Source organism: Ferruginibacter paludis (assembly GCF_030409685.1).
In the GTDB taxonomy this organism is placed as follows: Bacteria; Bacteroidota; Bacteroidia; order Chitinophagales; family Chitinophagaceae; genus Ferruginibacter; species Ferruginibacter paludis.
This window is the reverse complement of record NZ_JAUFQJ010000024.1, coordinates 122,633-146,959: the sequence shown is the minus strand read 5'-3', so window position 1 is coordinate 146,959 and position 24,327 is coordinate 122,633. Positions and strand designations below refer to the sequence as shown.

At 40.0% G+C, this 24,327-nt stretch carries 18 protein-coding genes; 17 read left to right on the top strand and 1 reads right to left on the bottom strand.

Annotated elements, in window-relative coordinates; genetic code table 11:
- Positions 1-387: 387 nt before the first annotated feature.
- The 3 genes from QWZ08_RS24950 (at position 388) to QWZ08_RS24940 (ending at position 8,232) form a co-directional block, all read left to right on the top strand.
- Positions 388-3,261: a DUF8693 domain-containing protein gene (locus tag QWZ08_RS24950; RefSeq protein WP_290340371.1), complete on the top strand. Its 2,874-nt coding sequence runs from the start codon at positions 388-390 to the stop codon at positions 3,259-3,261.
- A 605-nt stretch (positions 3,262-3,866) separates the two neighbouring features.
- Complete coding sequence (locus tag QWZ08_RS24945) at positions 3,867-7,952, top strand: beta strand repeat-containing protein (RefSeq protein ID WP_290340370.1); 4,086 nt, start codon at positions 3,867-3,869, stop codon at positions 7,950-7,952.
- Between the two features lie 28 nt (positions 7,953-7,980).
- A complete protein-coding gene (locus tag QWZ08_RS24940; protein ID WP_290340369.1) occupies positions 7,981-8,232 on the top strand; it encodes a hypothetical protein in 252 nt (83 codons plus the stop codon).
- A gap of 720 nt (positions 8,233-8,952) precedes the next feature.
- Here QWZ08_RS24940 and QWZ08_RS24935 read toward each other — a convergent pair.
- Positions 8,953-9,660, bottom strand: a complete 708-nt coding sequence (locus QWZ08_RS24935) for a hypothetical protein (protein ID WP_290340367.1) — start codon at positions 9,658-9,660, stop codon at positions 8,953-8,955.
- Positions 9,661-10,644: 984 nt separating this feature from the next.
- On the opposite strand from QWZ08_RS24935, the gene QWZ08_RS24930 reads away from it, so the two are divergent.
- The 14 genes from QWZ08_RS24930 to wecB all read left to right on the top strand — a co-directional run bounded on the left by QWZ08_RS24930 (position 10,645) and on the right by wecB (position 24,287).
- Positions 10,645-11,439 carry a polysaccharide biosynthesis/export family protein gene (locus QWZ08_RS24930; protein ID WP_290340366.1) on the top strand — a complete coding sequence of 265 codons (795 nt, stop codon included), beginning with the start codon at positions 10,645-10,647 and terminating at the stop codon, positions 11,437-11,439.
- Between the two features lie 18 nt (positions 11,440-11,457).
- Positions 11,458-13,839, top strand: coding sequence for a GumC family protein (locus tag QWZ08_RS24925; protein WP_290340364.1), 2,382 nt, complete (start codon positions 11,458-11,460; stop codon positions 13,837-13,839).
- 36 nt (positions 13,840-13,875) lie between these two features.
- Positions 13,876-14,265 (top strand): sugar 3,4-ketoisomerase, encoded by a 390-nt coding sequence (locus tag QWZ08_RS24920; protein ID WP_290340362.1) that lies wholly within the window; start codon positions 13,876-13,878, stop codon positions 14,263-14,265.
- A 7-nt stretch (positions 14,266-14,272) separates the two neighbouring features.
- On the top strand, positions 14,273-14,701 hold the full coding sequence (locus QWZ08_RS24915) for a sugar 3,4-ketoisomerase (RefSeq protein ID WP_290340359.1): 429 nt from the start codon (positions 14,273-14,275) through the stop codon (positions 14,699-14,701).
- Complete coding sequence (locus QWZ08_RS24910) at positions 14,698-15,621, top strand: GNAT family N-acetyltransferase (protein WP_290340358.1); 924 nt, start codon at positions 14,698-14,700, stop codon at positions 15,619-15,621. Before QWZ08_RS24915 ends, QWZ08_RS24910 begins: the two co-directional genes overlap by 4 nt.
- Before the next feature lie 73 nt (positions 15,622-15,694).
- A complete protein-coding gene (locus QWZ08_RS24905) occupies positions 15,695-16,387 on the top strand; it encodes an acetyltransferase (protein WP_290340357.1) in 693 nt (230 codons plus the stop codon).
- A 36-nt stretch (positions 16,388-16,423) separates the two neighbouring features.
- The gene (locus tag QWZ08_RS24900; RefSeq protein ID WP_290340356.1) at positions 16,424-17,920 is read left to right on the top strand and encodes an AMP-binding protein; all 1,497 of its coding nucleotides are present in this window, start codon (positions 16,424-16,426) and stop codon (positions 17,918-17,920) included.
- Positions 17,921-18,577, top strand: coding sequence for a GNAT family N-acetyltransferase (locus QWZ08_RS24895; protein WP_290340355.1), 657 nt, complete (start codon positions 17,921-17,923; stop codon positions 18,575-18,577). It abuts the gene before it with no gap.
- An 18-nt stretch (positions 18,578-18,595) separates the two neighbouring features.
- Positions 18,596-18,853, top strand: coding sequence for an acyl carrier protein (locus QWZ08_RS24890; protein WP_290340354.1), 258 nt, complete (start codon positions 18,596-18,598; stop codon positions 18,851-18,853).
- Positions 18,854-18,875: 22 nt separating this feature from the next.
- Positions 18,876-20,003 (top strand): DegT/DnrJ/EryC1/StrS family aminotransferase, encoded by a 1,128-nt coding sequence (locus tag QWZ08_RS24885; RefSeq protein WP_290340352.1) that lies wholly within the window; start codon positions 18,876-18,878, stop codon positions 20,001-20,003.
- Positions 20,004-20,633 (top strand): acyltransferase, encoded by a 630-nt coding sequence (locus tag QWZ08_RS24880; protein WP_290340348.1) that lies wholly within the window; start codon positions 20,004-20,006, stop codon positions 20,631-20,633.
- Positions 20,626-22,098: an O-antigen translocase gene (locus QWZ08_RS24875; protein WP_290340346.1), complete on the top strand. Its 1,473-nt coding sequence runs from the start codon at positions 20,626-20,628 to the stop codon at positions 22,096-22,098. The genes QWZ08_RS24880 and QWZ08_RS24875 overlap by 8 nt, the downstream gene beginning before the upstream one ends.
- Positions 22,099-22,170: 72 nt before the next feature.
- Complete coding sequence (locus QWZ08_RS24870; protein WP_290340343.1) at positions 22,171-23,136, top strand: glycosyltransferase family 2 protein; 966 nt, start codon at positions 22,171-22,173, stop codon at positions 23,134-23,136.
- Positions 23,137-23,195: 59 nt separating this feature from the next.
- Positions 23,196-24,287 carry a non-hydrolyzing UDP-N-acetylglucosamine 2-epimerase gene (wecB, locus tag QWZ08_RS24865; RefSeq protein WP_290340341.1) on the top strand — a complete coding sequence of 364 codons (1,092 nt, stop codon included), beginning with the start codon at positions 23,196-23,198 and terminating at the stop codon, positions 24,285-24,287.
- The last annotated feature ends 40 nt before the right edge of the window (positions 24,288-24,327 follow it).

Below are 24,327 nucleotides of genomic sequence, written 5' to 3'. Positions count from 1 at the left end.
ATTAAACGTTCTTCTTTGATGAAGGACGTTTTTATTTGAACAGTAAACCAGTTGTTATTAAGCTTTTCACCACATGCTCAAACCGCCGGTGTTTTTCTCGCAGGCAGGCTGAATCAAGATGTATTTAATTTTCCTGGGCTTAATTTACTCCTAATCAGTGTTATAGGTATTCATCTACAGGGCTGCATTATTTTACCAGTCAATAGTAGAAAAAAATCTATCGCCTTTATAGGCATAGTCTTATAAAAGCATCGTCATCCGGCTATATAATTTACTTGTCCAGTTGCATACTTTTACCTCATTAAATCCGGCCCAAAGGTGTACGCAGTTGGGCCAGATTTATCAATCAAAATATCCTTGTAAAATCCACTAAATCCAAACTAGTTCATGCAAACCCATCTACCTTTGATTCTCCCCCATCGGGGAGGAAATCTCGCAACCCCTGCATCGTCTGTAAGTTTTTATAACCAGCGTACCAACAAAAATCAATCTTCTGAACTTTTCAAACAGAAACATTTTTTGTGGCCCTTTAAATTAAGGGCGACGCTCTTAATTTGTTTCATTGTTGTATTTTTTCAATATGCAGGAGCGCAAACTACTTACACCTGGAATGGAAACACAAGTAGTGACTGGTTCACCAAAACCAACTGGACTCCGAGTACAAATTATCCGACAATTACTGACTCTGTTATTTTTCCAAATGGACCCCGGTACCCTATACTTACAGTGGACGCTTACTGTGCAAGAATTGTGTCGATTGCCGATGGTGCAACTATAAGCGGGGCTGCGGCACTACATATAGGATCTGTTTCAACAACAGCAACTTCGGGAATGGCTGAAATCTCCTGTCCTTTAGTGTTGGGAGCCGACGTGACTTTTGCACCTGCTAGTGGGGCCAGTTTTAAAATCAGTGGAATAGTAAGTGGAACGGGAGGACTCTTTAAATCCGATCTTGGTATACTTAATCTAGTGCCAACCAGTGCCAACCTGAGTTCGATGGAAATTTCAGGTGGATATACCTATCTTGGATCGGGGGTCACCATAAGCGGAGGAATCAATCTTGACGGGGGGAATTTGAATCTAGGCTCAGGTACTCTTTATGCAAATGGTATCATAGCACTCAATAGCGGTATTCTAAATCTTAGTTCAGGAACACTATACGCAAATGCAGGCATTACAAGAACTGCAGGATTTCTAGCCGGCAATGCATCAAGTAAATTAATTCTGGGAGGGTCTAATTCCGAAACCCTGTATTTTGCGGCCGGACAGGAAACACTCAATACACTTACGCTTAGTCATGCAGGAACAGTCACAACCACTTTGTTTACAAAACTGACTATTTACAATGGAATTATTTTTGGATCGTCTTCTGATAACTTGGATCTGAATGGCCAATCGTTGATATTAAACAGTGATATCAGCGGCACCGCTTATATGGGAGAAATTAAAGGGACCTTAACAAACGCTACAAATGTATCGGTTCAGCGTTACATGGACAGAAATCAATATAGCGTTGGTTCAAGAGGATGGCGATTATTGTCGATACCTGTAACCGGTCAAACTATACGCCAGGCCTGGGCCGGAGCAAATGCAAATCCTAGTGCTCCGACAGGTGAAAGCCAAGGATATGGTACGTTAATAACCGGACATGGCTATGCCGATGGCAACCTGGCTGCTGCCGCCGGATATGACTGGTTTACAGGTTTAGGAACAAATACTACTTCTTCTATCCGGTATTATACTGCTTCAAAAGCCTGGGCCAGTGCTACTAATACGCCTAGTACCTTAACTGTGCCGGATAAACAGGGTTATATGCTTTATGTACGGGGAGACAGGACTGTTGCAACAGTAACTGATTCAGGGTATGCCACATTGAACCCGACTGGAACCTTGAAACAAGGGACACAGACAATCCCTGTAAATGACACATATACGGTAATTGGTAACCCCTATGCATGTCCCATCGATTTAGAATCAGTCTATAATAACAGCGGTAACAGTGCTGTAATAAATCATAATTTTTGGATTTGGGATGCTACCCTTGGAACAAGTGGGGGTTATCGTTCGCTCACATGGAATAGCAGTTCGTATGATATGACAGGCGGATCAGGCAATGTCGCCGATTACCTTGTGGTTAATTCCGGGCAAGCCTTTTTTGTTGAAAAGAACAATACCGGAAGCATTACTATCAGTGAGAGTAATAAAAGCACTGCAACTCCAGCCTCCGTGTTCAGACCAATGGGTTCGACAGGGGTAAGTAAAATCGGCGTCAAGTTGTACCAGGCAACAGGCAGCACGCTTGGTACAGAAAGTGATGGCGTACTGGCAAGGTACAACGATATATATAGTGTTTCGCCGTTTGAAACCTATGATGCGCCTAAACTGAATAATTTTAATGAAAACCTCAGCCTGGTAAGAAGTGGCCGGTATCTTAGCATAGAGAGCCGCCCTTTTCCCACATCGAATGATACCTTGTTTATGCCTTTTTGGGGCTTAACCAAGCGTGACTATGCCCTTACTGTTACCAGTAGCCTCTTTACAGGACTTAACCAGTCCGCTTCGCTTTTTGATGCTTTTACCAATACCAGAAAACTGATAGATATGAACGGGGGTACTATTATTTATCCCTTTAGTATTACAAACGACCCTGCGAGCAGCAGCCTGAATAGGTTCATTATTATAATGGCCCCTGCCCAATCTGGGGTGTTACCGGTTACATTTACCCGGATAAATGCCATACCAAGGGGGAGTGACATACAAATAGAGTGGAGTAATGCCAGTGAAGCTGGAATTTTAAAATATGATATTGAAAAGAGTACAGACGGCATACACTTCAGCAAAATAAACAGTGTACAGGCAATGAACGCGGCCAAAGGTGGCAATTATATTGTAACGGATAATGCCCCTGTTAAAGGAAATAATTTCTACCGGATCAAAAGTAACGATGAAAGTGGAAAAATGTATTATAGCGGCATTGCGGTAGTACAGCTAAACGGGAAAAAAGGGATACAGGTTACGCCCACTTTAATTAACAACCAGCAATTTACCATAGCTTTAAACGGTGCAACAGCGGGCGATTACAATATTGCCCTTACCAATTTATCTGGCCAGCAGGTGTTTAGTACAACAATCAGTAATGCAGGTGGTAACAGCGCCCGGGTGATCCGTTTTCAAAAAGCAGTCAGTGCAGGCATTTATCATTTAACGGTAACGGGTAACGACGGAAGCCTGCAAAACTTTAGGGTACTGATTAAAAATTAGCAAACAGGAAGCTGCTCTATCAGGCAAAGTCAGTTATAAACAACTAAGCAGCCTTTTTCAAGGCAAAGGGCAGCGTAAACAGTATGAAACCGTAAGGTGTATTTTTTGAACTTTTAAAATACTAGTTGAAACAAACATGTAACCTTTGAGAATAAAATAATATAGATAAGCTCCCCGGTTTGTGGGACGAAATTAGAAAAGGAGGCTACTCATATTTTTGAGATAGCCTCCTTTTTATTTATTAGTAGTTTATCTAACTCATTTATGCGGGCTTTCTTCACCATTCGCCATCTTCTTCCGAAACTATTCAACACCAATATTTCATTTTTTGCTTTATCTGTCTAAAAAAGGAAAACTGCGGAGCCTGCCAGGCCGTATCAGTATTATCTCAAAATATATTTTCCCGGAAAAAATACCTGCAAATCCTGTTAATTGTAATACTTTCGCTATTGTTACGTAATAATTTTACTATAATAGCAAATAAATATTTAATCCATTCGTTGTACCGGTTTTAAAAATTGTATGATTGCGAAATCTTTATTCATTTTCCATTTACAGCATGTAAGTAAATTATTAATAAACCATTACCCTTATAAAAATTACTTATGAAGAATAATTCTATTCTTACTGTAAAAACTTTACTAATACTGAGCTTTACCTTTTTGAGTTTTCCGGGTAGAGCCCAAACCACTTACTATCTAAAAACAGCCAACCAGGCTACTGCAAACATTGTAACGAATTGGACAACTGATAATACTGGAGGAGGGGGAGGTACCGCTGCTTCTGTGTTTACAAATGCCGGTGATACATGGGTTATATTAAGTACTCAAAGTGCTGTTTTTGCAAATGGAACATCTACCACTTTGGCAGGTACGTTACAGGTAGATGGTTTGATGCAAATAGCAAATAATCCAGCAAATAATATAAATACTACAGTAACTGTTAATGGAACAATCGTATTTTCCATTGCAGGAAGTAGTCAGTTGACATTATCAAATGGAGGAGGTAATGGGTCAACCACATTTGCCTTAGGAACCTCCGGACTTCTAAAAACTAAAAATACGGCAGGTGTTTTGGGAACGAGCTGCACAATTGCCGCAGTTGGCAATAAATCTACTGTAACATTGCCGGCAACTTCTAATTATGAATTTAACGGCACAGGGCAATCTACAACCGGATTACCATCTACTGTAAATAATTGTACTTTTTCCGGTGGAGGAACAAAAACTTTATCATTAACATTAACTGTTAATGGAACGCTTACATTAACCAGCGGGATTATTACAACAGGCGCGAATGTACTCACAGTTGCGGGTAGTATTAGCGGAGGTAGTAGCGCGAGCTATATAGATGGGAAACTGGCGAGAGTTATCACTACCACGGCGGCAACAACATTTCCAATAGGCAAAGGAGGTAATTATAGGCCCGTTATTTTTACTTATGCCGCGGCACCGGGAACAAAAACAGTCACCATTGAGCAATTTGAAAGTGCCTATCCGGGAACTGTTCCGGCGAATATAAGTACTGCCAGGTTTGGTAGCCGGTATTGGCATATTGCGCAATCTGCTACGGGAACTGCTTATACCATTGGGTTAAACAATGGGGGCGTAACACCAGCAGGTACGGTATCCATTATACGAAGAGAAGCAAATGGAGGTACAACATCCAACTCAACAACTTTTAGTTCACCCAATTACAGTAATGCGACTTCTTTTTCCACCACAAACGCTTCAAATGATCTTGGGTTAGGGGAGACTGGTATTCCTTTAACTATTACAGGTGTAACCGTTGGCAACAGGCCCTACAATGGTACAGCCGTTGCAACTTTAATTACCGGTTCAGCAGCTCTTTCGGGTGTAGTAAGTGGAGATGTGGTAACATTGAACAGCGCAGGAGCAACAGGAACATTTGCAGATAAAAATGTGGGCACTGGTAAAACTGTCTCCACTACCGGTTTTGCAATTAGTGGTGCAAATGCTACCGCCTACACGCTTAGCCAGCCAACTACAACAGCCAATATAACTACGGCGGCCTTGTCAATCACTGCAACCGGAGCCAGTAAAGTTTACGGGCAAACATTTCCGGTAGGGGCGGGTTCCACAGCATTTACCTCCACAGGTTTGCAAAACGGTGAGACCATTGGCAGTATTACCATTGCCAGTACCGGTGCAGTAAGTACAGCCCCCGCCACCAACTATTTAATAGTGCCGTCTGCTGCTACAGGAGGAACCTTTACAGCCAGTAACTACACCATCACTTACACAAACGGCGTATTAAGTGTAACTAAAGCGCCTTTAACAATTACAGGCATCTCAGTAAATAATAAACAGTACGATGGGACAACTACGGCCTCTTTAACCGGTACGGCGGCTTATGCAGGTTTGCAAAACAGCGAAAGTTTTGCCGTAACAGGTACACCGGTAGCTAATTTCAACAATGCAAATGTAGGCACCGGCAAGCCTGTAACGGTGATCGGTTACACCGCACCCAGTACCAATTATACCATATCCCAGCCAATTGGCTTAACAGCTGATATTATTGCACAGGCTATTGCTGTTGCAGATTTTCATAGCAGGCAGTCGGGTTCATTTAAAGATCCCAACACCTGGGAATATAATCCTGATGGAACCTGGGTAACCGCTACGCAGGCACCACTTAGTACTAATAAAGTAGACATCATCAATGGTCATGCGATAGTACTCGATTCGAATTTTACAGTAGGTACAGGAAAAACATTCACGATATCATCCGGAACACTAGATATTGATCCTACTCATATGATAGATGTAGCGGCAGGCGGTACGCTTGATTTTAACGGGCAACTTGTTACAATAAAATCTGATGCAACCGGCACAGGAGCGATAGGCACTATTGCTGCGACTGCAACGCTCTCCGGTGCTACCAATGTAACTGCCGAAAGATTTATTGGCAATAATAACAAACGTGCCTGGAGGTTGTTAACCATACCTGTTACCGGCCAAACTATCCGGGAAGCATGGGCAGGGGCACCCGCTAACCCGGATGCTACACCGACTAATTTGGAAATACCGGGTACAGGAACTTTAATAACAGGACCGGGGTATAGTGATGGTACTGCCGCGGCCAGTGCCGGCTTTGACTGGTTTACCGGTTTATCAGCGGCAACAACGTCTTCCATCAGATCGTATAACGCCACCAGCAACGGGTGGCCGAGTGCTACCAACACGCCGGCTCCCAACAGCCTGCCTGCTGAACAGGGGTATATGCTATATGTAAGAGGAGACAGAACCATAGCAGATGCTTCCAGTTCTGGTACTACTACACTACGACCGAACGGTACACTAAACCAGGGCAACAAGACAATTACTATCGCAAACGCTTTTGCTGTAGTAGGCAATCCATATGCTGCTTCTATTGATCTGGACGCTGTTTATAACAATACAGGTAATAGTGCTGTTATTAACAGAAATTTTTGGGTATGGGATGCATCCCAGGGAACCAGCGGTGCCTACAGGGTTTTAAGCTGGAATGGCGCTAGTTATGATCTTGGTGGAGGAATTGCTGATGGTACACCCTATCTTACTGTTAATTCCGGTCAGGCATTTTTTGTTCAGCAAAACGGAGGGGTAACGCTTACCATCCAGGAAAGTAACAAAACCAGCGTAACGCCACAGGCCTTGTTTCGCCCGATGAGCCCCACCGGAACAGGGGTGAGTAAACTGGGAATTAAACTGTTTGAAGCAGTAGGAAATACCCTTGGCCGGGAAGCGGATGGTGCCCTGGCCCGTTATAATGATATTTACAATGTTGCTCCTACTGAAACTTTTGACGCCGTGAAGTTGAATAGCTTTAACGAAAACATCAGCCTGGTAAGAAATAACCGCTACCTAAGTATAGAAAGTCGCCCTTTTCCCACGCAAAGTGATACACTTTTTGTTCCATTCTGGAATTTGAAGGTGAGAGACTATGCCCTTTCAATTGCCAGCGGAAATTTTGCCGGTATTAATCAAACAGCTGTTCTGATTGATCGGTTTACCAATACACAAAAAGTAATTGATCTTGGTAATGCCACCATTACCTATCCATTTAGCATTACCAGTAACCCGGCCAGTAGCAGCTTGAACAGGTTTTTAATAGTGTTGAGTCCTTCTGCTCCACTAGCTGTTAAATTCACAAAAATAAACGCCCTACCTGCCGGGAATAATATACTGGTAGACTGGAGTGTGGGCAGCGAAGAGGGGATAAAAAATTATGAAGTTGAAAAAAGCACAGATGGGGTTCAATTTAATAAAATGGGCACTATTTTAGCAAAAGGGTTAACTAAAGGTGCAAATTATCAATGGGCAGATGGCCAGGTAGCAGAAGGAAATAATTATTATCGCATCCGCGGTAATGAGGAAAGTGGAACATTTGGTTATAGCAGTGTTGTGGTGGTACAATGGAAGGAAAAGAAAGGAATACAAGTATACCCTACGCTTATTACAAATAAGCAATTTACGCTATCTCTGAGCAATCAACCCAGGGGCAATTATATTGTATCACTTACAGATGCTTCCGGACAGCAGGTTTTTGTTAAAACAATAACTAACGCAGGTGGCAGTAGCAAATATGTTATCATGTTGAACAAGGCTGCCGCAGCTGCCGGGGTATACAATTTGTCTGTAAGCAATGGAACGGGTATAAAGCAAAATTTCAGGATTGCTTTTAATTAATGATTATTTAAAAAAATACAAGAAAATTATGAAAAGACTGTTTTTCATTAACGGACAGAAAATTATTTTCACTTTTATATTGGTTTTTTTTGCCATCCCTATTGTAATCGGTCAATGTCCCGATCCCACCAATCCCGATTGCGGTGGCGACCCTGGCGGTCCGGGTGTGCCACTTACCGGTGCTGATATATTATTACTAGTAATGGCAGCCTGTTACGTTATTTTCAAGGTTTGGCCGTATCGTAAAAAGGTAAAATTGTCTGCTTCTGACATTTCCTGACTTAACATTTAAAAGAATTTAAGGTATAACTAAAAAGGCAGGGTTTTGCTTAAGGCAAAACCCTGCCTTTTTAGTTTTGGTGAGTTCCGCAGGCTTATTCAATAATAGACAAGCGTATTGCAAACGCTCGTATGGGCCAGATTTTTCCATTTGTAAAAGGGTGTTGTTCACCACCCCGTTAAAGGTTATTGCATTTTCCCATCCATTCATCCCGAAAGCGTGTTGTTTTACCTGAGTAACATGTTAGGCCTTGCGTGGAACTTCCATCAATGTATATGCTGCTGGGCGTTTTCCATATTACAGCCCAACAATCCCATTTAAATGTTGCTGTTTAATAGGGCAGTTTTAACCTCTTGATACGAAATGAATTTTTTCGTGTAGCACATGCAGATATACATTGTGCTCCCTCCATGGTTGTTGTTCTGCTGTTGAGGCGTGGTAATTGTTGTCGGATTTAATTTGGGGCACCGCATGCTAAGGAGTAATTGTTGAGCTTAAACAATGGCGAACACCAACTTCCACCTATGCTTTGCCTACATTGTTTATCAGCAAAACACTTGGCTGCTCCTTACTGTAAAGATGGCCGCATCCTTTCCTACAAAGTTTATTGCTTATTTTGGGTTGAACGGGCTTTCAATGCATTCCCGATTTTTCGATGATTTTTTATGAAGGTTCCTACCTAAAAAGGGATGCACCTGCCGAAATATTCTACCGCCATTTTCAGCAATACTGGGCATCTATAACACCCGATGGCATAAAGGCGGGACGCTGTTCTTTTTCCCCATTTTGAAGCAGGTAGGTAAATGATACCACCGTAACCACCAGGTAACCGGCCGCTACAGGTAAGGCCATTGGTAACAGAAGTGCCGGTATTGGAATATCGGTGTAAGGAATGGTTAAGGTTGTGCTAAAGCTTCCCTTGGCGGTGGGAGACTGGAGGTTGCAGGAGGCTGCTATTATCGTGCATGCTATCAGACTAGTATGCGCAGGCGCTGCGATGACTTGTTTGGGCGTAAAGGCAGGTATCTGCAATTGCAACAACTGCTCATCCACTCTTGTAACGGTCAGCGGCAGTTTCCATCGTTCTTTAATACCGGTGGATTCATTAAAAGAAAACTCACTTATAAAGGGCAGACCGGTTTGAGGTGGGAGGCTTTCGCAATTGTTTATGCCGAGCCAGTGGGCAATGGCACCCGAGAAACGGCTTTGCATGATTTTGTTTTTAGGAAATGGCAATGCCTGTTGCAGGCTACCGCGTAAAATTCTGCCTGCGGCAGCAGCTATCCCAAAATTTTTGCTTCGAACCCTTGTAGCAGCCGATTGCTTTACTTTTGCAGGTACGGATCTGGCAATATAAGTACCCAGCCGCTGGTAAAAAACGATGTTGTTTATTTTGCCTGTTAAATAGGTGGCGGACTGTATTGCCATATGATAGATTTGTAACGGGATAATTTACCGGGATATTTATTTCTGCATGGCTCTTGCCTGCTGTTGCTTTACTGCGTCATCTGTGCGTTAATTAACGTTCAGATGACGCACCGGTACCAAATATAGAACGATACAGGTACAATTGTAGTATGTGAAGCAGGTAAGCCGTTATGCGGTTCAACTTAAACTACCATTAACATTTAAAAAGCCAAAAATTCAGTCGGGAGTTCTGCTGCCAAAAAAGGTGTAGAACATTTTGCAAAACATTGCTATGTGTTTTTCTATTTTGCAAAGCGCTGGAATTGTCGAAGCCATACTGGCTGTTTACTGGCAGGCAATGAACCTATGTATTTACGCCCAGGCAGTGCTGCAGAAAAGCCGTTACTGACACAATGGACGTTTCCCTTTAAACAGGCAACAGTTGGAATCTAATATTGGGTTTATTTCGGAAGATCGTAGAAATGTGGCTACCTAGCTTTACACTAATCAGCTAAGAGTTGGCTATGCGCTTGTATTAAATCCAATTACAGCTAATACTTATCTTTTATACGACATAACCATTTTGTATTAAAATATTGAACAGCGAACCTGCCGGTGCTAATTTTGAAGCCGATTATAATTTTCATTGTAAATCAAATCAAGTAGTTTTGCGCAAATTTGATATCGTGTCACCGGCTGGATTTGCTCCAATCCTATGGCAGGATCCCAGGTTCTGCTGAAGGCGTAAGAAGTATCAGATCGATTATTGGCTGATTAATTTTATTCATTTCAATAGATTTTCTTTTTTCATTGACTCTTTAAATCTCTGTGATTGAGGTAGGCGAAGCCATGCGCTCCTGTGTCAACTAACGACTCATCGCTACAATAGGCTGCTTTTATTCAAGTCTATATTAATTTTCAAAGCCAGCTGCCACAAAATTTCATTTTGGCACCAAAATAATATACAATAGATTATCTTCATCTTTTAGTAATGATTATTACGTTATGCGTGTATTAATACAAGGTAAAATTCTTTCTTCCTTCCTTTTGATATTGCTTTATTGCGCCCTGTTTTCCTGTACATCCTCCAGGCAGGTAATTTATCTGAACGATTTAAAGGATACAACTGCTAAATCGAATATCAACCAGGCGCAGACGGAATTTCAAAACCTGATACAAAAAAATGACCAGATTGCCATTACTGTGGGTGGAAGCAATCCTTTGGACCTGCCCATTCTAAATTCGGGAAATGCGGTTGTCTCAGTTGCTGGTGGACTCCCGGCGGGAGGTGTAACAGGGTATCTTGTAGAAGCCGACGGAAGCATAAAGATTCCCTATGTTGGCAAATTGCAGGCCGAAGGACTGACACGTTTGCAACTGGAAGATACGCTGACACAATTATTTAAAGAGTATACCAAAAACCCCATTGTAAACGTGCGGTTTTTAAACTACTATTTTTCGGTAATGGGGGAAGTTACGATCAGGGGAAGGTTCAACATGCCAAACGAACGAATAACCATCCTCGAGGCACTCAGTGTAGCTGGGGATATTACAGAATTTGGAAAGCGAGACAATATACTGGTGATAAGGGAAGTAAATGGCAAAAGAAATTTCGCCAGGGTAAGCCTGTTGTCAAAAGACCTTTTTAATTCGCCCTATTATTATCTCAAAACGAATGATATCGTGTATGTTGAACCCATAAAGTCAAAATTTATCGCCCGTAAAGGGGTACCACAGTATCTAGGCCTGGCGGCAGTTGGCCTGTCTTTGCTGCTTACAATCATTAATCTTCGTAAATAATCAATTGCTTTCACCACAATGGCACCAATTTTATCGGACAATAGCGAAACGTCAAACTCAAAAGAACGGGGGGAGCAAATTCAACGGTTGGTGTACCGGATTTTGCCTTATTGGCCCTTTGTAGTGATATTACTGGTGCTGGGGATAGTAGGTGCGAATATCTATTTAAGGTACCAGGTGCCTGTATACCTGGCCAGTGCAAGAATGGTGGTGAATGATGACTCACAACAAAAAAGTACCAATCTGCAGGAGATTATGCGGATCGAATACAAAAGTAACAGCGCTGAAACGGAGCGGGAAATGCAGGTAATTACTTCCTCAGAGTTGGTTAAAAAAGTGGTTATAAAATTGCAGCTGAATATCTTGTATATAGGTAAGGGCAGGATAAAATCTACCGAATTTTATAACAGTCTGCCATTTAAACTGGAACTGGAGAACCCCGAACAAATAAGAAATACGACGATCGGGGAGGCAAAAATGATAGGTAATAAAATTGAGTTTAACGGGATATTATATCCCATGGATACGCTTGTACCTTCGCCCATTGGGAACATCCGCTGGATCAATAACCGGCAGTATACGGAACTAGCACCATTGGATAAGGCAACTATATCCATTCAACCTATAAATGCTGCTATTGGGAGAATTAAGGGCGCATTAAGTGTAGCGCCGATTACAAAAATATCTTCCATTGTTGACCTTACATTAACAGATATAATTCCTGAACGGGCTGTGGATATTCTTGAAAACCTGATTTATATTTATGGTACTTCTACAGTTGACTATAAAAGTAAAATGTACGAAAACACGCAGAAATTTCTGGATGCCAGGTTAAGGCTGGTAGCCGATGAATTGAATGGTGTTGAACAAAAACAATCCGCTTACAAAACAAAAGAAGGAATTGTTGATCTTAGTAAAGAAGGGGAGTTTTACCTGGATAAGATAAAAGAAGCTGATTCCAAAATAGCTGAGGCAAACATACAACTGGATATATTAAATGAAACCGAGCAATATGTGCGGGGGAGAAATAGCAATAAAAATCCCATACCCGCTTCCCTTGGACTGACTGATCCGGTGTTAACAGACTTGCTTGGGCAATTATATCAAACCGAATTTACGCTGGAAGCCAGCCGACAGGTGTCAGGCCCCAAGAACCCACAGAACCAGGTATACGAGGACCAGGTTAATAAATTAAAGCCCAGCATCTTAACCAGTATCAATAATTTAAGAAATAATTTATTGGTTGGCCGGCAACGGTTTCAGGATGATAATGCCAGGTTAAACGGCAGTTTAAATAAAATTCCTGTAAAAGAAAGAACTTTAATTGATATCAGCCGGGAGCAGGGTATCAAGAGTGCCATTTATACCTTTTTGCTGCAAAAAAGAGAAGAATCTGCCATAGCAGCAGCTGCTATAGTGCCCAATTACCGGGTGCTGGAAAAACCCGGATCCCATGGAATTATATCCCCGATTCCAAAAAGAACTTATGCCCTTGGTATTATTACCGCATTATTTATTTGCATCCTGTTTATATTTTTATTCGAATTCACTAACCAAACGGTGCTTTTCAGATCTCAAATTGAAAACCTCCTTGGCCTGCCGGTTTTAGCAGAGCTGGTATTTGCAGCCCACCATCAATATTCGCCCGTTGTTGTAGCGCACGGAAAACGCAGCCTGATTGCCGAACAGTTTAGGGAGCTAAGGACAAATCTGAATTATATTACAACCAATGCAAAAGATAAATGCAAAGTAATTTTAATTACGTCCTCCATTCCAAAAGAGGGAAAAAGTTTTGTGGCCATCAACACCTCTATTAGTTTAAGCCTTACCGGTGATAAGGTAATTTTACTGGAGTGCGATTTACGTAAACCAAAAGTAAGCAAGGCATTAGGATTAGAAAATACCATAGGCATCAGCAACTACATCATTGGAAAAGAAGATGAAAGGCAAATTATTAAAGCTGTTCCCGGTATTGAAAACCTATCGCTGATATCCTCTGGTCCGGTCCCCCCCAACCCGGCCGAACTGTTGGGTAATGCAAAATTTTTTGAGTTAATCGCCAGTTTAAAGCAACAATTTGACTATATTATTATAGACAGTCCGCCGGTAGCCGCAGTTACCGATGCGAAAATAATCGGTACCATTGCGGATGCTACAATTTACATTATAAGGCACAATTATACCAATACCTCATTTTTAAGTTTGATTGCTGATATTTCTAAAAAGGCATCTCTACCCAATATGAATATTGCATTAAATGGTATAGTAAATAAAAAAATTCTAGGCAAATCCTATGGATACAGTTACGGTTATGGCTATGGTTACGGATATGGCTACACCGATGACAAACAAGGCAATAAATTTCTCCGGAAAATAAAGAAGAGATTGTTTAACAAATAGTATTTAGTTGCCTGTATTTTACACAAATAATTAGTCATGAAAATTCAGCTAATTCAATTTCCAAAAATTACAGATCCGCGGGGCAATCTTACCTTTTTACAGGAACAAGACCAACTACCGTTCAAAATTCAACGGGTTTTTTGGACCTATGACGTGCCCGGTGGAGAAATGAGGGGAGGACATGCCTACAAAAGCCAACAGGAAATAATTATTGCGCTGAGTGGAAGTTTTGATGTAGTGATTACCCGGCCGGATGGTGCCACTGAAAAATTTTCATTGAACCGAAGCTATTACGGATTGTATGTGCCTGCATTAACCTGGAGGCATATGGAAAATTTTTCAACCAACGCATTAGGATTGCACGTTTCGAGCGGTCAATTTAATCCTGATGATTATATAAGGGATATTAATTTGTTAAAAAATTAAGTTGAATATGAGTCGGCCTACTGTATTTAATTGTTCTATTATCGGGTTACCCCAATTGGGTGATAGAAATGGAAGCATTACCGCCATTAACAATAGCCGCGAAATACCCTTTGACATCAACCGCATTTTTTATATTTACGATATCCCTGGCGGTGAAGATAGAGGTGCACATGCGCACAAAGCATGCCACCAGTTTTTAATTGCAGCGAGTGGAAGTTTTGAAATTGAATTAAATGATGGTAAAACCAAAAGGACCATGATGCTTAACCGGCCGTACCACGGTTTACACATTCCTCCCGGAATATGGGCAGCAGAAAAAAGTTTTTCTTCAGGTGCTATCTGCCTGGTATTAGCCTCGCATACTTACAGTGCAGATGATTATATCAGAGACTACCAATCCTTTATTGAATATACAAAAAACCTTCATGCTGAATGATATTGAATGTTGAGCCATCGCAATTTAACTATTACCTGCCCATTGATCCAAATCCTTTTGTTTCAGAATCATTTTTGAAACTGAATGAGGGAAAAGCAGATAAAATAGTTCGTTTAATTCAGGATACCGATAAGGTTCAAATGGGATTAATGGCTGGCGTAAAGGACGGGATTTTATTGTCACCATTTTCTGCCCCATTCGGTGGTTTTCATTTTAAGCATGATAATGTTTACCCTGCAGCGATCGAAAGTTTTATGATTGATTTGATGGCGTACGCTGAGCTTGAAAAATGGAATAATATTCATGTTACTCTTCCTCCTGATATTTATTCCCATTCTTTCAATTCAAAAGTCGCCAATACATTTATACGACTGGGTTTTAAAATGCAAACGCCCGATATTACCAATTGGGTTGACTTAACTCAATTTCAGGAGGCTTTTACACACGGCGCCACAAGAACTTATTATAACCAGGCAGTAAAAAATAAGCTTGCTTTTTGTTTGGTAAATGATGTAAATGAGATGGAGTTGGTTTATAACCTGATAGTGGAAAACAGGGCAAGGGTAGGTCGCCCAATTTTTATGACATTCAATGATTTGCAGGAAGCAGGTAAACTGTTTGCTACCGATTATTTTAAGGTAATAAACCCTGCCGGTGAAATGTTAGCCGCCGCAATTTTTTATAGAATTAATTCAAAAATTTCATTCGCAGTTTTTTGGGGAGATGCTATGGAAGGCAGACCGGCAAGGGCAATGGATTTTCTTGTTTTTCAGTTGTGGTGTTTTTATAAAAAGGCCGGATTTCAATTTATCGACCTGGGTAAATCTACTGAATCGGGTGTGCCTAATGAGGGATTACTCAGGTTTAAGGAAACACATGAATGCATTACCTCGCTGCGGTTTTCATTTACCTGGAAATGAGACCGGGTAATTCTTTACTGCTCTTTATCAAATGCAGCATACAGGAAGAGATTGATTCAAATAAATTCTACAAATGAAAAAAAAAGAAAAAATATTTTTAATAGGTGCAGGGGAAACGGCTCATTTAGCCTACGAATATTTTACGCATGATTCTTTCTACGAGGTTTGTGGATTTGCGGTTGAAATAAAATACCTGGACAAAAGTGAATTTTTAGGCTTACCGGTAGTGCCTTTTGAAGAATGTGAGACTTACTTTCCACCAAAAGAGTATAAAGTATTTGTTGCTATTATTTCCACCAACTTAAATACTGCAAGAACCAGGATGTTTAATCTCGCAAAAGAAAAAGGGTACCAATTTGCTTCGTATATCAGCTCCGGTGCATCTGTCTGGCATAATGTAGCAATTGGAGATAACTGTTTTATTTTAAGTGGCAATGTATTGCAACCATTTGTAAAAATTGGTGACAATGTAATTTTGTGGGGTGGTAATTATATTGGGCACCGATCCATTATAGGAGATAATTGCTTTTTAGCAGGACACGTAATAATAGCGGGGTTGACAAAAATTGGGAAAAATTGTTTTTTAGGTATTAACTCATCTATTTCTGATACACTCGAAATAGGGGAAGACTGCTTTATTGCTATGGCCGCCGTTGTAACTAAAAGTACGGAAGCGGATAGCGTATATGTCGGAAACCCGGCAAAAAAATCTCCTATCTCTGCAAAGACATATGGTGAGTACCGGGATTTTAAGCCCAAATTTTAACAGCAACTAACTACAATTAATAAGTTAATGGGAACTATGAGTTTTAGAAACTTAATTATTAACCCAATTGTTGAATTTATTGAAAGCGAAAGCCAGCAGCATGCATTTTGCATCGACAATCGTTTTTTTACTTACAAACAATTTGGAGAAGTAATTTCAAAAATCCGGAATAAAATAAAAGCAACTGCTTCCGGTCAACAATATATTGGATTAATTACCAATGATGATATTGAAACCTACGCTTCTATTTTTGCAATTTGGATGGAAGGAAAAGCCTATATCCCTCTACATGGGCTGCAGCCTGTAAGCAGATCTTTGGAGATTATTAGCCAGGTTAACCTTGGGGTTGTTTTTGATTCAGCAGGCAAGGCAAACTTCAAAGGGGTATCAGTAGTTAATACTGGAACACTGGAAAACGCCCCCAATAATTTTAGTGATTTAATCGATTTTTCAGAAAATGAATTAGCCTATATCCTGTTTACCTCCGGAACAACAGGAAAGCCCAAAGGTGTTGCAATAAACAGAAATAACATTGCTTCTTTTGTTGCCTCTTTTTGGGCAACAGGTATTGTGTTAGATGAACAGGATAAATGTTTGCAATGCTTTGATCTTACATTTGATGTTTCGGTGCAATCGTATCTCATTCCACTATTAAAAGGCGCCTGCGTTTATACAATTCCAACAGAAAAAATAAAATACAGTTATGTTTTTACATTGCTGGAAGATCATCAATTAACTTTTGGATCAATGGCACCTTCTATGCTTCGATTCCTTAAACCTTATTTTGATGAGATCAGGGTTCCGTCTATGAAATATTGTATTCTTACTGCTGAAGCATCACCAATGGATTTGATTGCAGCGTGGCATCATTGTATTCCCAACGCTGAAGTATATGATTTTTATGGTCCAACTGAAGGCACTATTTATTGCACTTACTATAAGGTGGATTTTGAAAAAGGAATAAAATCATATAATGGGTTGTTAAGCATTGGCAAACCGATGGACGGGTTTGAGGCTGTAATTGTGGACGATCATAATAGGGTGCTGGAAAAAGGCCAGAAGGGTGAACTTTGTATTGCAGGCAAACAACTAACACCTGGGTACTGGAAAAATGAGGAAAAGAACAGTGAATCTTTTTTTCAATTGAATTATAATAATATTGCTACACGATTTTACCATACAGGCGATCTCTGTTATATTGATGTAGAAGGTGATTTAATGTACTCGGGAAGAATTGATAACCAGGCAAAAATACAAGGGTATCGGGTGGAATTAGGTGAAATTGAAGGCCATGCAAGGTCATTTTTGGAGGGCAAAAATGCTATAGCCATTCCTTTTATTGGTGCATCAGGCAATACCGAGATTGGACTTATAATTGAATCGCCTGATATGGACCGGTTAACTGTTGATAATTATCTGCGATTAAAGCTACCTCCCTACATGATTCCAACTACATATAAATTCATAACAGAATTTCCAATCAATACCAGTGGAAAAATCGATCGAAATAAACTTAAAGATGCTTTGTTATAAATGAATAGTTACACAATTAGAAGGGCAACTATTCAGGATATCCCGTTTTTAGTTGAAACAATTATTGAGGCAGAAAAAAGCGGTAGCGAAAGATTAAGTTATGCTACCATTTTCGGGTTATCGATTCAGGAAACCAATGATTGTTTGCAAAAAATACTGCAGGAAGAAATTGATGGATGTGAATTATCATTGAGTAGTTTCCTTGTTGCCGAAAGACATGGCGAAATAGCTGCAGCAGTTGGTGCCTGGCTGGAAGGAGAGGAGGGCGTTTCTTCAACCTCAATGAAGGGAAGTCTGTTAGCATGTACACTTCCCCTTGAAGTTATAAAAAGGGCATCAACTATTTCAAATATAATAGGTGAATTACACATCGAAGTTGCAAGGGGGGTATTACAAATTGGGTTGGTCTATGTTTCCCCGGATCACAGAGGAAACAACCTAACTCAGCAACTTATTAAAGCACAAATAGAACGATCGAAATCCAAAATGGATACCTTAACAGAGGTACATGTTCAGGTATTTGGAAACAATCTTCCTGCTATCCGCGTTTACGAAAAATGTGGTTTTAAAAAAATAGGCGAAGTTGAATGTTCCACTGATGCCATTTTGGATTACCTCCCCGGTCGGTCGAAAATTTTAATGAAACTGGGCGTTTAAAATTAAAAGCAATGTATAATGGAAAATAAAACATTAGACGGTCTGACAGAAATCTTCAGAAAAGTTTTTGCAGAACCAGGTTTAGTACTCACAGAGCGGATGTCATCCAGGGATGTAGAAAAATGGGACTCGTTGGCACACCTGATTATGATCAAAGAAGTAGAAACTTATTTTCATATAAGCTTTAAAATAAGAGAACTGGCAAGCATACAAAACGTAGGTGATTTAATTTGTGTAGTAGACTCGAAATTGAAAGATCAATCAAATAATCACTAGTTAAATCTTAACAATTAAATCCATGATTAAATTTTTAGACCTTCAACAAATAAATCAACAATATGCAGCAGAACTAAAGGAAGCTGCAGCAAGGGTAATAGATAGTGGTTGGTACCTGTTGGGTAACGAAGTGAAAAACTTTGAGCACAATTTAGCCGCATATATTGGAACTAAACATGCAATTGGTGTTGCAAATGGGTTGGATGCATTACGGCTGGTGTTGAAAGCATATATTGAAATGGGAGTAATGCAGGAAGGAGATGAAATTATTGTACCTGCTAATACTTACATCGCTTCCATACTGTCTATAACTGACAACAGGTTAAAGCCAATATTGGTGGAACCCCATATCAATACCTACAACCTGGATATTGATTTAGTTGAAAACCAAATTACCGAAAAAACAAAGGCGATACTGGTAGTACATTTATATGGTCAAACTTGCTGGTCTGAACGATTGAGCGCTATCGCCCAAAAGTATCATCTTAAGGTGATAGAAGACAATGCACAGGCTATTGGTGCAGGATATGCGAATAAACAAAATGAAGTTGTTAGAACCGGGGCATTGGGCGATGCAGCTGGATTTAGTTTTTATCCCGGAAAAAACCTTGGTGCATTGGGGGATTCAGGTGCTGTAACCACCAATGATGATGAGTTGGCAGTTATAATCAGGGCATTAGCAAATTATGGAAGCACACAAAAATATGTAAACAAATACCAGGGGCTTAACAGTCGCCTGGATGAAATACAAGCCGCTTTGCTCGATGTAAAGTTGAAATATATAGATACCGAAAATAAACGCCGAACTCAAATTGCCCAATACTATTGCGACAACATTCATCATCCTGAAATAATTTTACCTGGCTATACAGCTTTTTCAGTTTCCCACGCCTGGCATATCTTTGTTATCAGAACACCCGACCGGAACAAGTTGCAAATTTTTCTTACGGAAAACGGTATTCAAACGCTGATTCATTATCCCATTCCGCCTCATAAACAAGTAGCCTACAAAGAATTAAATGGTTTGAGCCTACCGGTAACGGAACAAATTCACAACGAAGTATTAAGTCTTCCCATCAGCCCTGTAATGACAGAAAATGAAGTTAAAAGAGTCGCTGAAATAATGAATCTGTACAATAGTCAGTTGTAAATGAATCCACTCACCAATCGAATTTTAAAAGGACTTTATTTTAGGATTACCCTGCCTTTTCGTTTGGGCCGACTTTATTATAAAAGGTTATTCAAATTCATTTTGCCCAATTTTCAAAAAATTATTCGCAAGGATGTAATCTTTAAAGATTATCCGGTATGTAATCAAAAGATACTTGTATCGGGTAATGGTAAAGTGTCCATAGGAACAAAATGTTCATTTGGTTATAAATTAGGGGGCAATTTTCACAGGGGATTAATTGAGATACAGCCACGATACACATCTGCTGAAATTGTAATTGGTGATAATGTTAACTCAAATAACAATTTAATTCTCTGTGCGGCACAATTAATTGAAATAGGAAATGATACACTTATCGGACAAGGTGTTTCTATAATAGATCATGAAGGACACGGAATGGCACCTGATAAAAGGGGAGAAGTAGGCGAAATAGGAAAAGTTATTATTGGACGAAATGTTTGGATTGGTAATAATGTTACCATTCTTAAAAATTCGGAAATAGGTGATAATACAATTGTAGGAGCCGGTGCTATTGTAACTGGGAAATTTCCGGCAAATGTTATTATTGGCGGTGTACCGGCAAAGATAATCAGGCAACTATATGAGTAAAGAGCAAAGTGCTTACAGGCAGATATTTAAAGCAACTTCTATTTTCGGCGGTGTACAAGTCTTTAATATTATACTTTCAATTGTAAGGGCAAAATTTGTTGCGGTACTTTTAGGAGCAGCCGGCATGGGGGTTTTTGGTTTACTTAAATCTACCACCACTTTAATAAGCACTTTAAGTGGTTTAGGCCTTGGATTTAGTGCGGTTAAGGACATATCAGAAGCAAATGGAACCGGGGATATAAACCGCATATCCAGGGTAATTACAGTCTTTCGACGTTGGGTTTGGTTTACGGGTATTATTGGTGCGCTGGCCTCCTTGTTGCTGGCATCGCAGTTAAGTCAATGGACCTTTGGAAACAAGGAATATACCCTTGCATTTGTTTGGTTATCGGTTACCTTCATTATCAATGCAATTAGTACTGGTCAGGGGGCGCTATTAAGAGGCATGCGCCGGATTAAAGACATGGCCCAGGCCAGTGTAACTGGTTCAGTACTCGGGCTGCTGGCTTCCCTGCCTTTATATTATTATTTTGGTATTAAGGGGATTGTGCCCACTTTTATTATTACGGCCTTAATAACATTACTGCTTACCTGGTATTATGCCCGAAGAATAAAAACAGAAAAAGTTACGGTTAGTTATAAAGCGAGCTATCGCGAGGGCCTTGGAATGGCAAAGCTGGGGATAATGATGACGCTTAGTGGCTTTGTAGGCGTAGCTGTTAGCTATCTTGTAAATATTTATATCAGCAGAACCGGCAGTATTGCGGATGTTGGTTTATACCAGGCAGGTTGGAGTCTTACGGATGGTTATGTGGGACTTATTTTTACCGCTATGGGCACCGATTTTTTCCCGAGGCTGGCTGCCGTAAATAAAGACAGGGAAAAAGTAAATGAAGTGGTAAACCAACAGGCAGAAATATCCCTGCTAATAATTGCACCATTGTTGATTTTGCTGATCTCTACAACTCCCCTGGTTATCCGGATATTATTATCAAAAGATTTTATCCCGATTATTGTTTTTGTGCAATGGGTGGTTTTAGGATTGTTGTTAAAGGCGGCCACCTGGAGTTTGGGATTTATAATTGCGGCAAAAGGAGATGGCAAATTGTTTTTGATAATTGAAGTTGCAGGGGGTGTTGTGGTATTACTTTCAAATATTTTAGGTTATCATTATCTTGGTCTCGAGGGCCTTGGTATCTCTTTTACTTTCGGATTTATTTTATCATTTTTATTTGTTTGGATTGTCTGTGTTTCGAAGTATCAATTTTCTTTCTCGAACACTTTTATAAAAATATTCAGCATTCAATTTGTAGGCTGCCTGATTGCTTTTTTAATAGCCCGGTTGTATGGTTACCCGGTGGCTTATTATAGTGGCACGATTATTTTTTTAATGATCGGATGGTATTCAGCGAGAGAAATTGATAAAAGAATTGGAATCCTTTCAATTCTTAATAAATTTAAATAATCCTTTTTTACAATCATTAAAAAATAGGAGCATCTTGATTTTGGAAAAAATCTAAAATGATAAAAATATTAAATGCAGCCACTAGTTTCCATTATTGTTGTTACCTATAATTCTGCCCGTTTTTTGATGGAAGCTCTGGAAAGTATTGCTGCGCAAACATGGCAGGAATTGGAGTTGATCATTACGGATGATTACTCTACAGACAATACAGTTTCCCTTTGCCGCGATTGGATGGCAGGTAAAAAAAATCGTTTTGTAAGAACGGAAATTATTACCGTACCGAAAAATACCGGGATCGCGGCAAATTGTAACCGGGGGTTAAACGCGGCCGATGGTGAATGGATTAAATATTGTGCAGGAGACGATGCATTGTTTCCAAATTGTATTGAAGACAATATGCATTATATCGAAAGCAAACCCGATGCAAAAATCCTATTTTCTTATGCTAAAACATACCTGGATACTTTTGAAGAAAAGAATTTTATCCGAATAATACCCGCTCAGAAGCCTGGAAATATTATTAATGAAGAAATAACGGCAGAAGAGCAATACCGATTATTATTAATTTCCGATAGAATTACCTTCACACCTTCGAGTTTTATAAACCGTCAAACACAAATAGCTGTAGGAGGGTTTAATGAGCAGGTACAGTTACAGGAAGACTATCCATTGTGGTTGAACCTTACGAAGGCCGGTTATAAACTTCATTTTATGGAGAAGGAAACCGTTAGGTACAGGCAACATGGGATGGCTACCAACAATATGACAACAGAATATCTGATTAAGCCAAACTATTTTCGTACTGAGAAGTTTCGTAGAGAATATATTTATCCAAATTTGCCATGGGATATCCGATGGAATGAGCGGTTGATTTGGTATGGCTCCCAAATTTTTAAAAATGACCGGTTAAACAGAAATACCGGATTCAACAGGTTGTTAAGGACTTTCCTGACATCCTGGATAAACCCTTTTAAATATTTTCTCTACCTAAAGAAGAAATTGGCAAAGGATATAAGTAAAGATCCATTTTATAAATAAATATTAAAAAAAATATTAATTACTCAAGAGAGAAAATTGAGAAACTTATTTTAAGACAAATGAAGACTACAATAATTGCCGGAGCAAGGCCCAATTTTATAAAAGTTGCACCAGTAATTCATGCTATAAAAAAAGCACAGCAAAACGGAGAAAAAATCGCTTACCGGCTTGTACATACCGGTCAGCATTATGACCCTAAAATGAGCGACACTTTTTTTATAGAATTAAACATACCACAGCCTGATATAAACCTGGAATGTGGAGGTGGAACCCAGGCTGAACAAACCGCAGCTATTATGATAGCTTTTGAAAAGGAACTGGTGGCTAATCCTGCTGATTTGGTAATTGTTGTGGGCGATGTTACCTCTACAATGGCTTGCAGCATTGTGGCCAAAAAATTAAATACAAAGGTGGCCCATATTGAAGCAGGTATCCGGTCTTTCGACTTAAGCATGCCGGAGGAAATTAACCGCATGGTTACAGATAGCATTACCGATTATTTTTTTACAACAACGAAATGGGCGGGGGGAAATTTGCTAAAGGCAGGTGTGGAACAAACCCGAATTTTTTTTACCGGTAATGTAATGATTGATACGCTGATGGCCAATCAGCATAAGTTTAGGGAACCGGCTATCTGGGCTAAATTAAAGTTGGAAAAGAAACAGTTTGTTGTGTTGACTTTACATCGCCCGGCAAATGTAGACGAACCTGGAAAACTGAAGGAAATTATAGAAACTATATTAAATAATGTGAATGGGCTTCCTGTTATTTTTCCCATACATCCCAGAACTGCGAAAATCTTTACCGATCTCGGAATTGAGGCAGAGAACATGCACCTGGTTGATCCGATGGGCTACCTCGAATTTAATTTCCTTGTAAGTAATTCGAAAGCTGTTATTACCGATTCAGGCGGTATTACAGAAGAAGCAACTGTATTTGGAATTCCATGTTTGACATTGAGAGATAATACAGAGCGCCCAGAAACCTGTGAAATTGGAACCAATGAATTGGTGGGTGCTCAACCTGTAAAAATAAAAATGGCCCTCGAAAAATTATTTAATGGCAATTGGAAAAAAGGAACCATCCCCGCTTTATGGGATGGGAATACTGCAGAACGGATTGTGGAGCGGATTTTATCATTTAATGGATAGCCACAGACACCTATATTTAAAAAATATGTTAATTCATTTG

Coding starts and splice junctions, on each gene's coding strand:
- QWZ08_RS24950 (WP_290340371.1), top strand. CDS start 388: ATGCAAACCCATCTACCTTTGATTCTCCCCCATCGGGGAGGAAATCTC.
- QWZ08_RS24945 (WP_290340370.1), top strand. CDS start 3,867: ATGAAGAATAATTCTATTCTTACTGTAAAAACTTTACTAATACTGAGC.
- QWZ08_RS24940 (WP_290340369.1), top strand. CDS start 7,981: ATGAAAAGACTGTTTTTCATTAACGGACAGAAAATTATTTTCACTTTT.
- QWZ08_RS24935 (WP_290340367.1), bottom strand. CDS start 9,660: ATGGCAATACAGTCCGCCACCTATTTAACAGGCAAAATAAACAACATC.
- QWZ08_RS24930 (WP_290340366.1), top strand. CDS start 10,645: ATGCGTGTATTAATACAAGGTAAAATTCTTTCTTCCTTCCTTTTGATA.
- QWZ08_RS24925 (WP_290340364.1), top strand. CDS start 11,458: ATGGCACCAATTTTATCGGACAATAGCGAAACGTCAAACTCAAAAGAA.
- QWZ08_RS24920 (WP_290340362.1), top strand. CDS start 13,876: ATGAAAATTCAGCTAATTCAATTTCCAAAAATTACAGATCCGCGGGGC.
- QWZ08_RS24915 (WP_290340359.1), top strand. CDS start 14,273: ATGAGTCGGCCTACTGTATTTAATTGTTCTATTATCGGGTTACCCCAA.
- QWZ08_RS24910 (WP_290340358.1), top strand. CDS start 14,698: ATGATATTGAATGTTGAGCCATCGCAATTTAACTATTACCTGCCCATT.
- QWZ08_RS24905 (WP_290340357.1), top strand. CDS start 15,695: ATGAAAAAAAAAGAAAAAATATTTTTAATAGGTGCAGGGGAAACGGCT.
- QWZ08_RS24900 (WP_290340356.1), top strand. CDS start 16,424: ATGAGTTTTAGAAACTTAATTATTAACCCAATTGTTGAATTTATTGAA.
- QWZ08_RS24895 (WP_290340355.1), top strand. CDS start 17,921: ATGAATAGTTACACAATTAGAAGGGCAACTATTCAGGATATCCCGTTT.
- QWZ08_RS24890 (WP_290340354.1), top strand. CDS start 18,596: ATGGAAAATAAAACATTAGACGGTCTGACAGAAATCTTCAGAAAAGTT.
- QWZ08_RS24885 (WP_290340352.1), top strand. CDS start 18,876: ATGATTAAATTTTTAGACCTTCAACAAATAAATCAACAATATGCAGCA.
- QWZ08_RS24880 (WP_290340348.1), top strand. CDS start 20,004: ATGAATCCACTCACCAATCGAATTTTAAAAGGACTTTATTTTAGGATT.
- QWZ08_RS24875 (WP_290340346.1), top strand. CDS start 20,626: ATGAGTAAAGAGCAAAGTGCTTACAGGCAGATATTTAAAGCAACTTCT.
- QWZ08_RS24870 (WP_290340343.1), top strand. CDS start 22,171: ATGCAGCCACTAGTTTCCATTATTGTTGTTACCTATAATTCTGCCCGT.
- wecB (WP_290340341.1), top strand. CDS start 23,196: ATGAAGACTACAATAATTGCCGGAGCAAGGCCCAATTTTATAAAAGTT.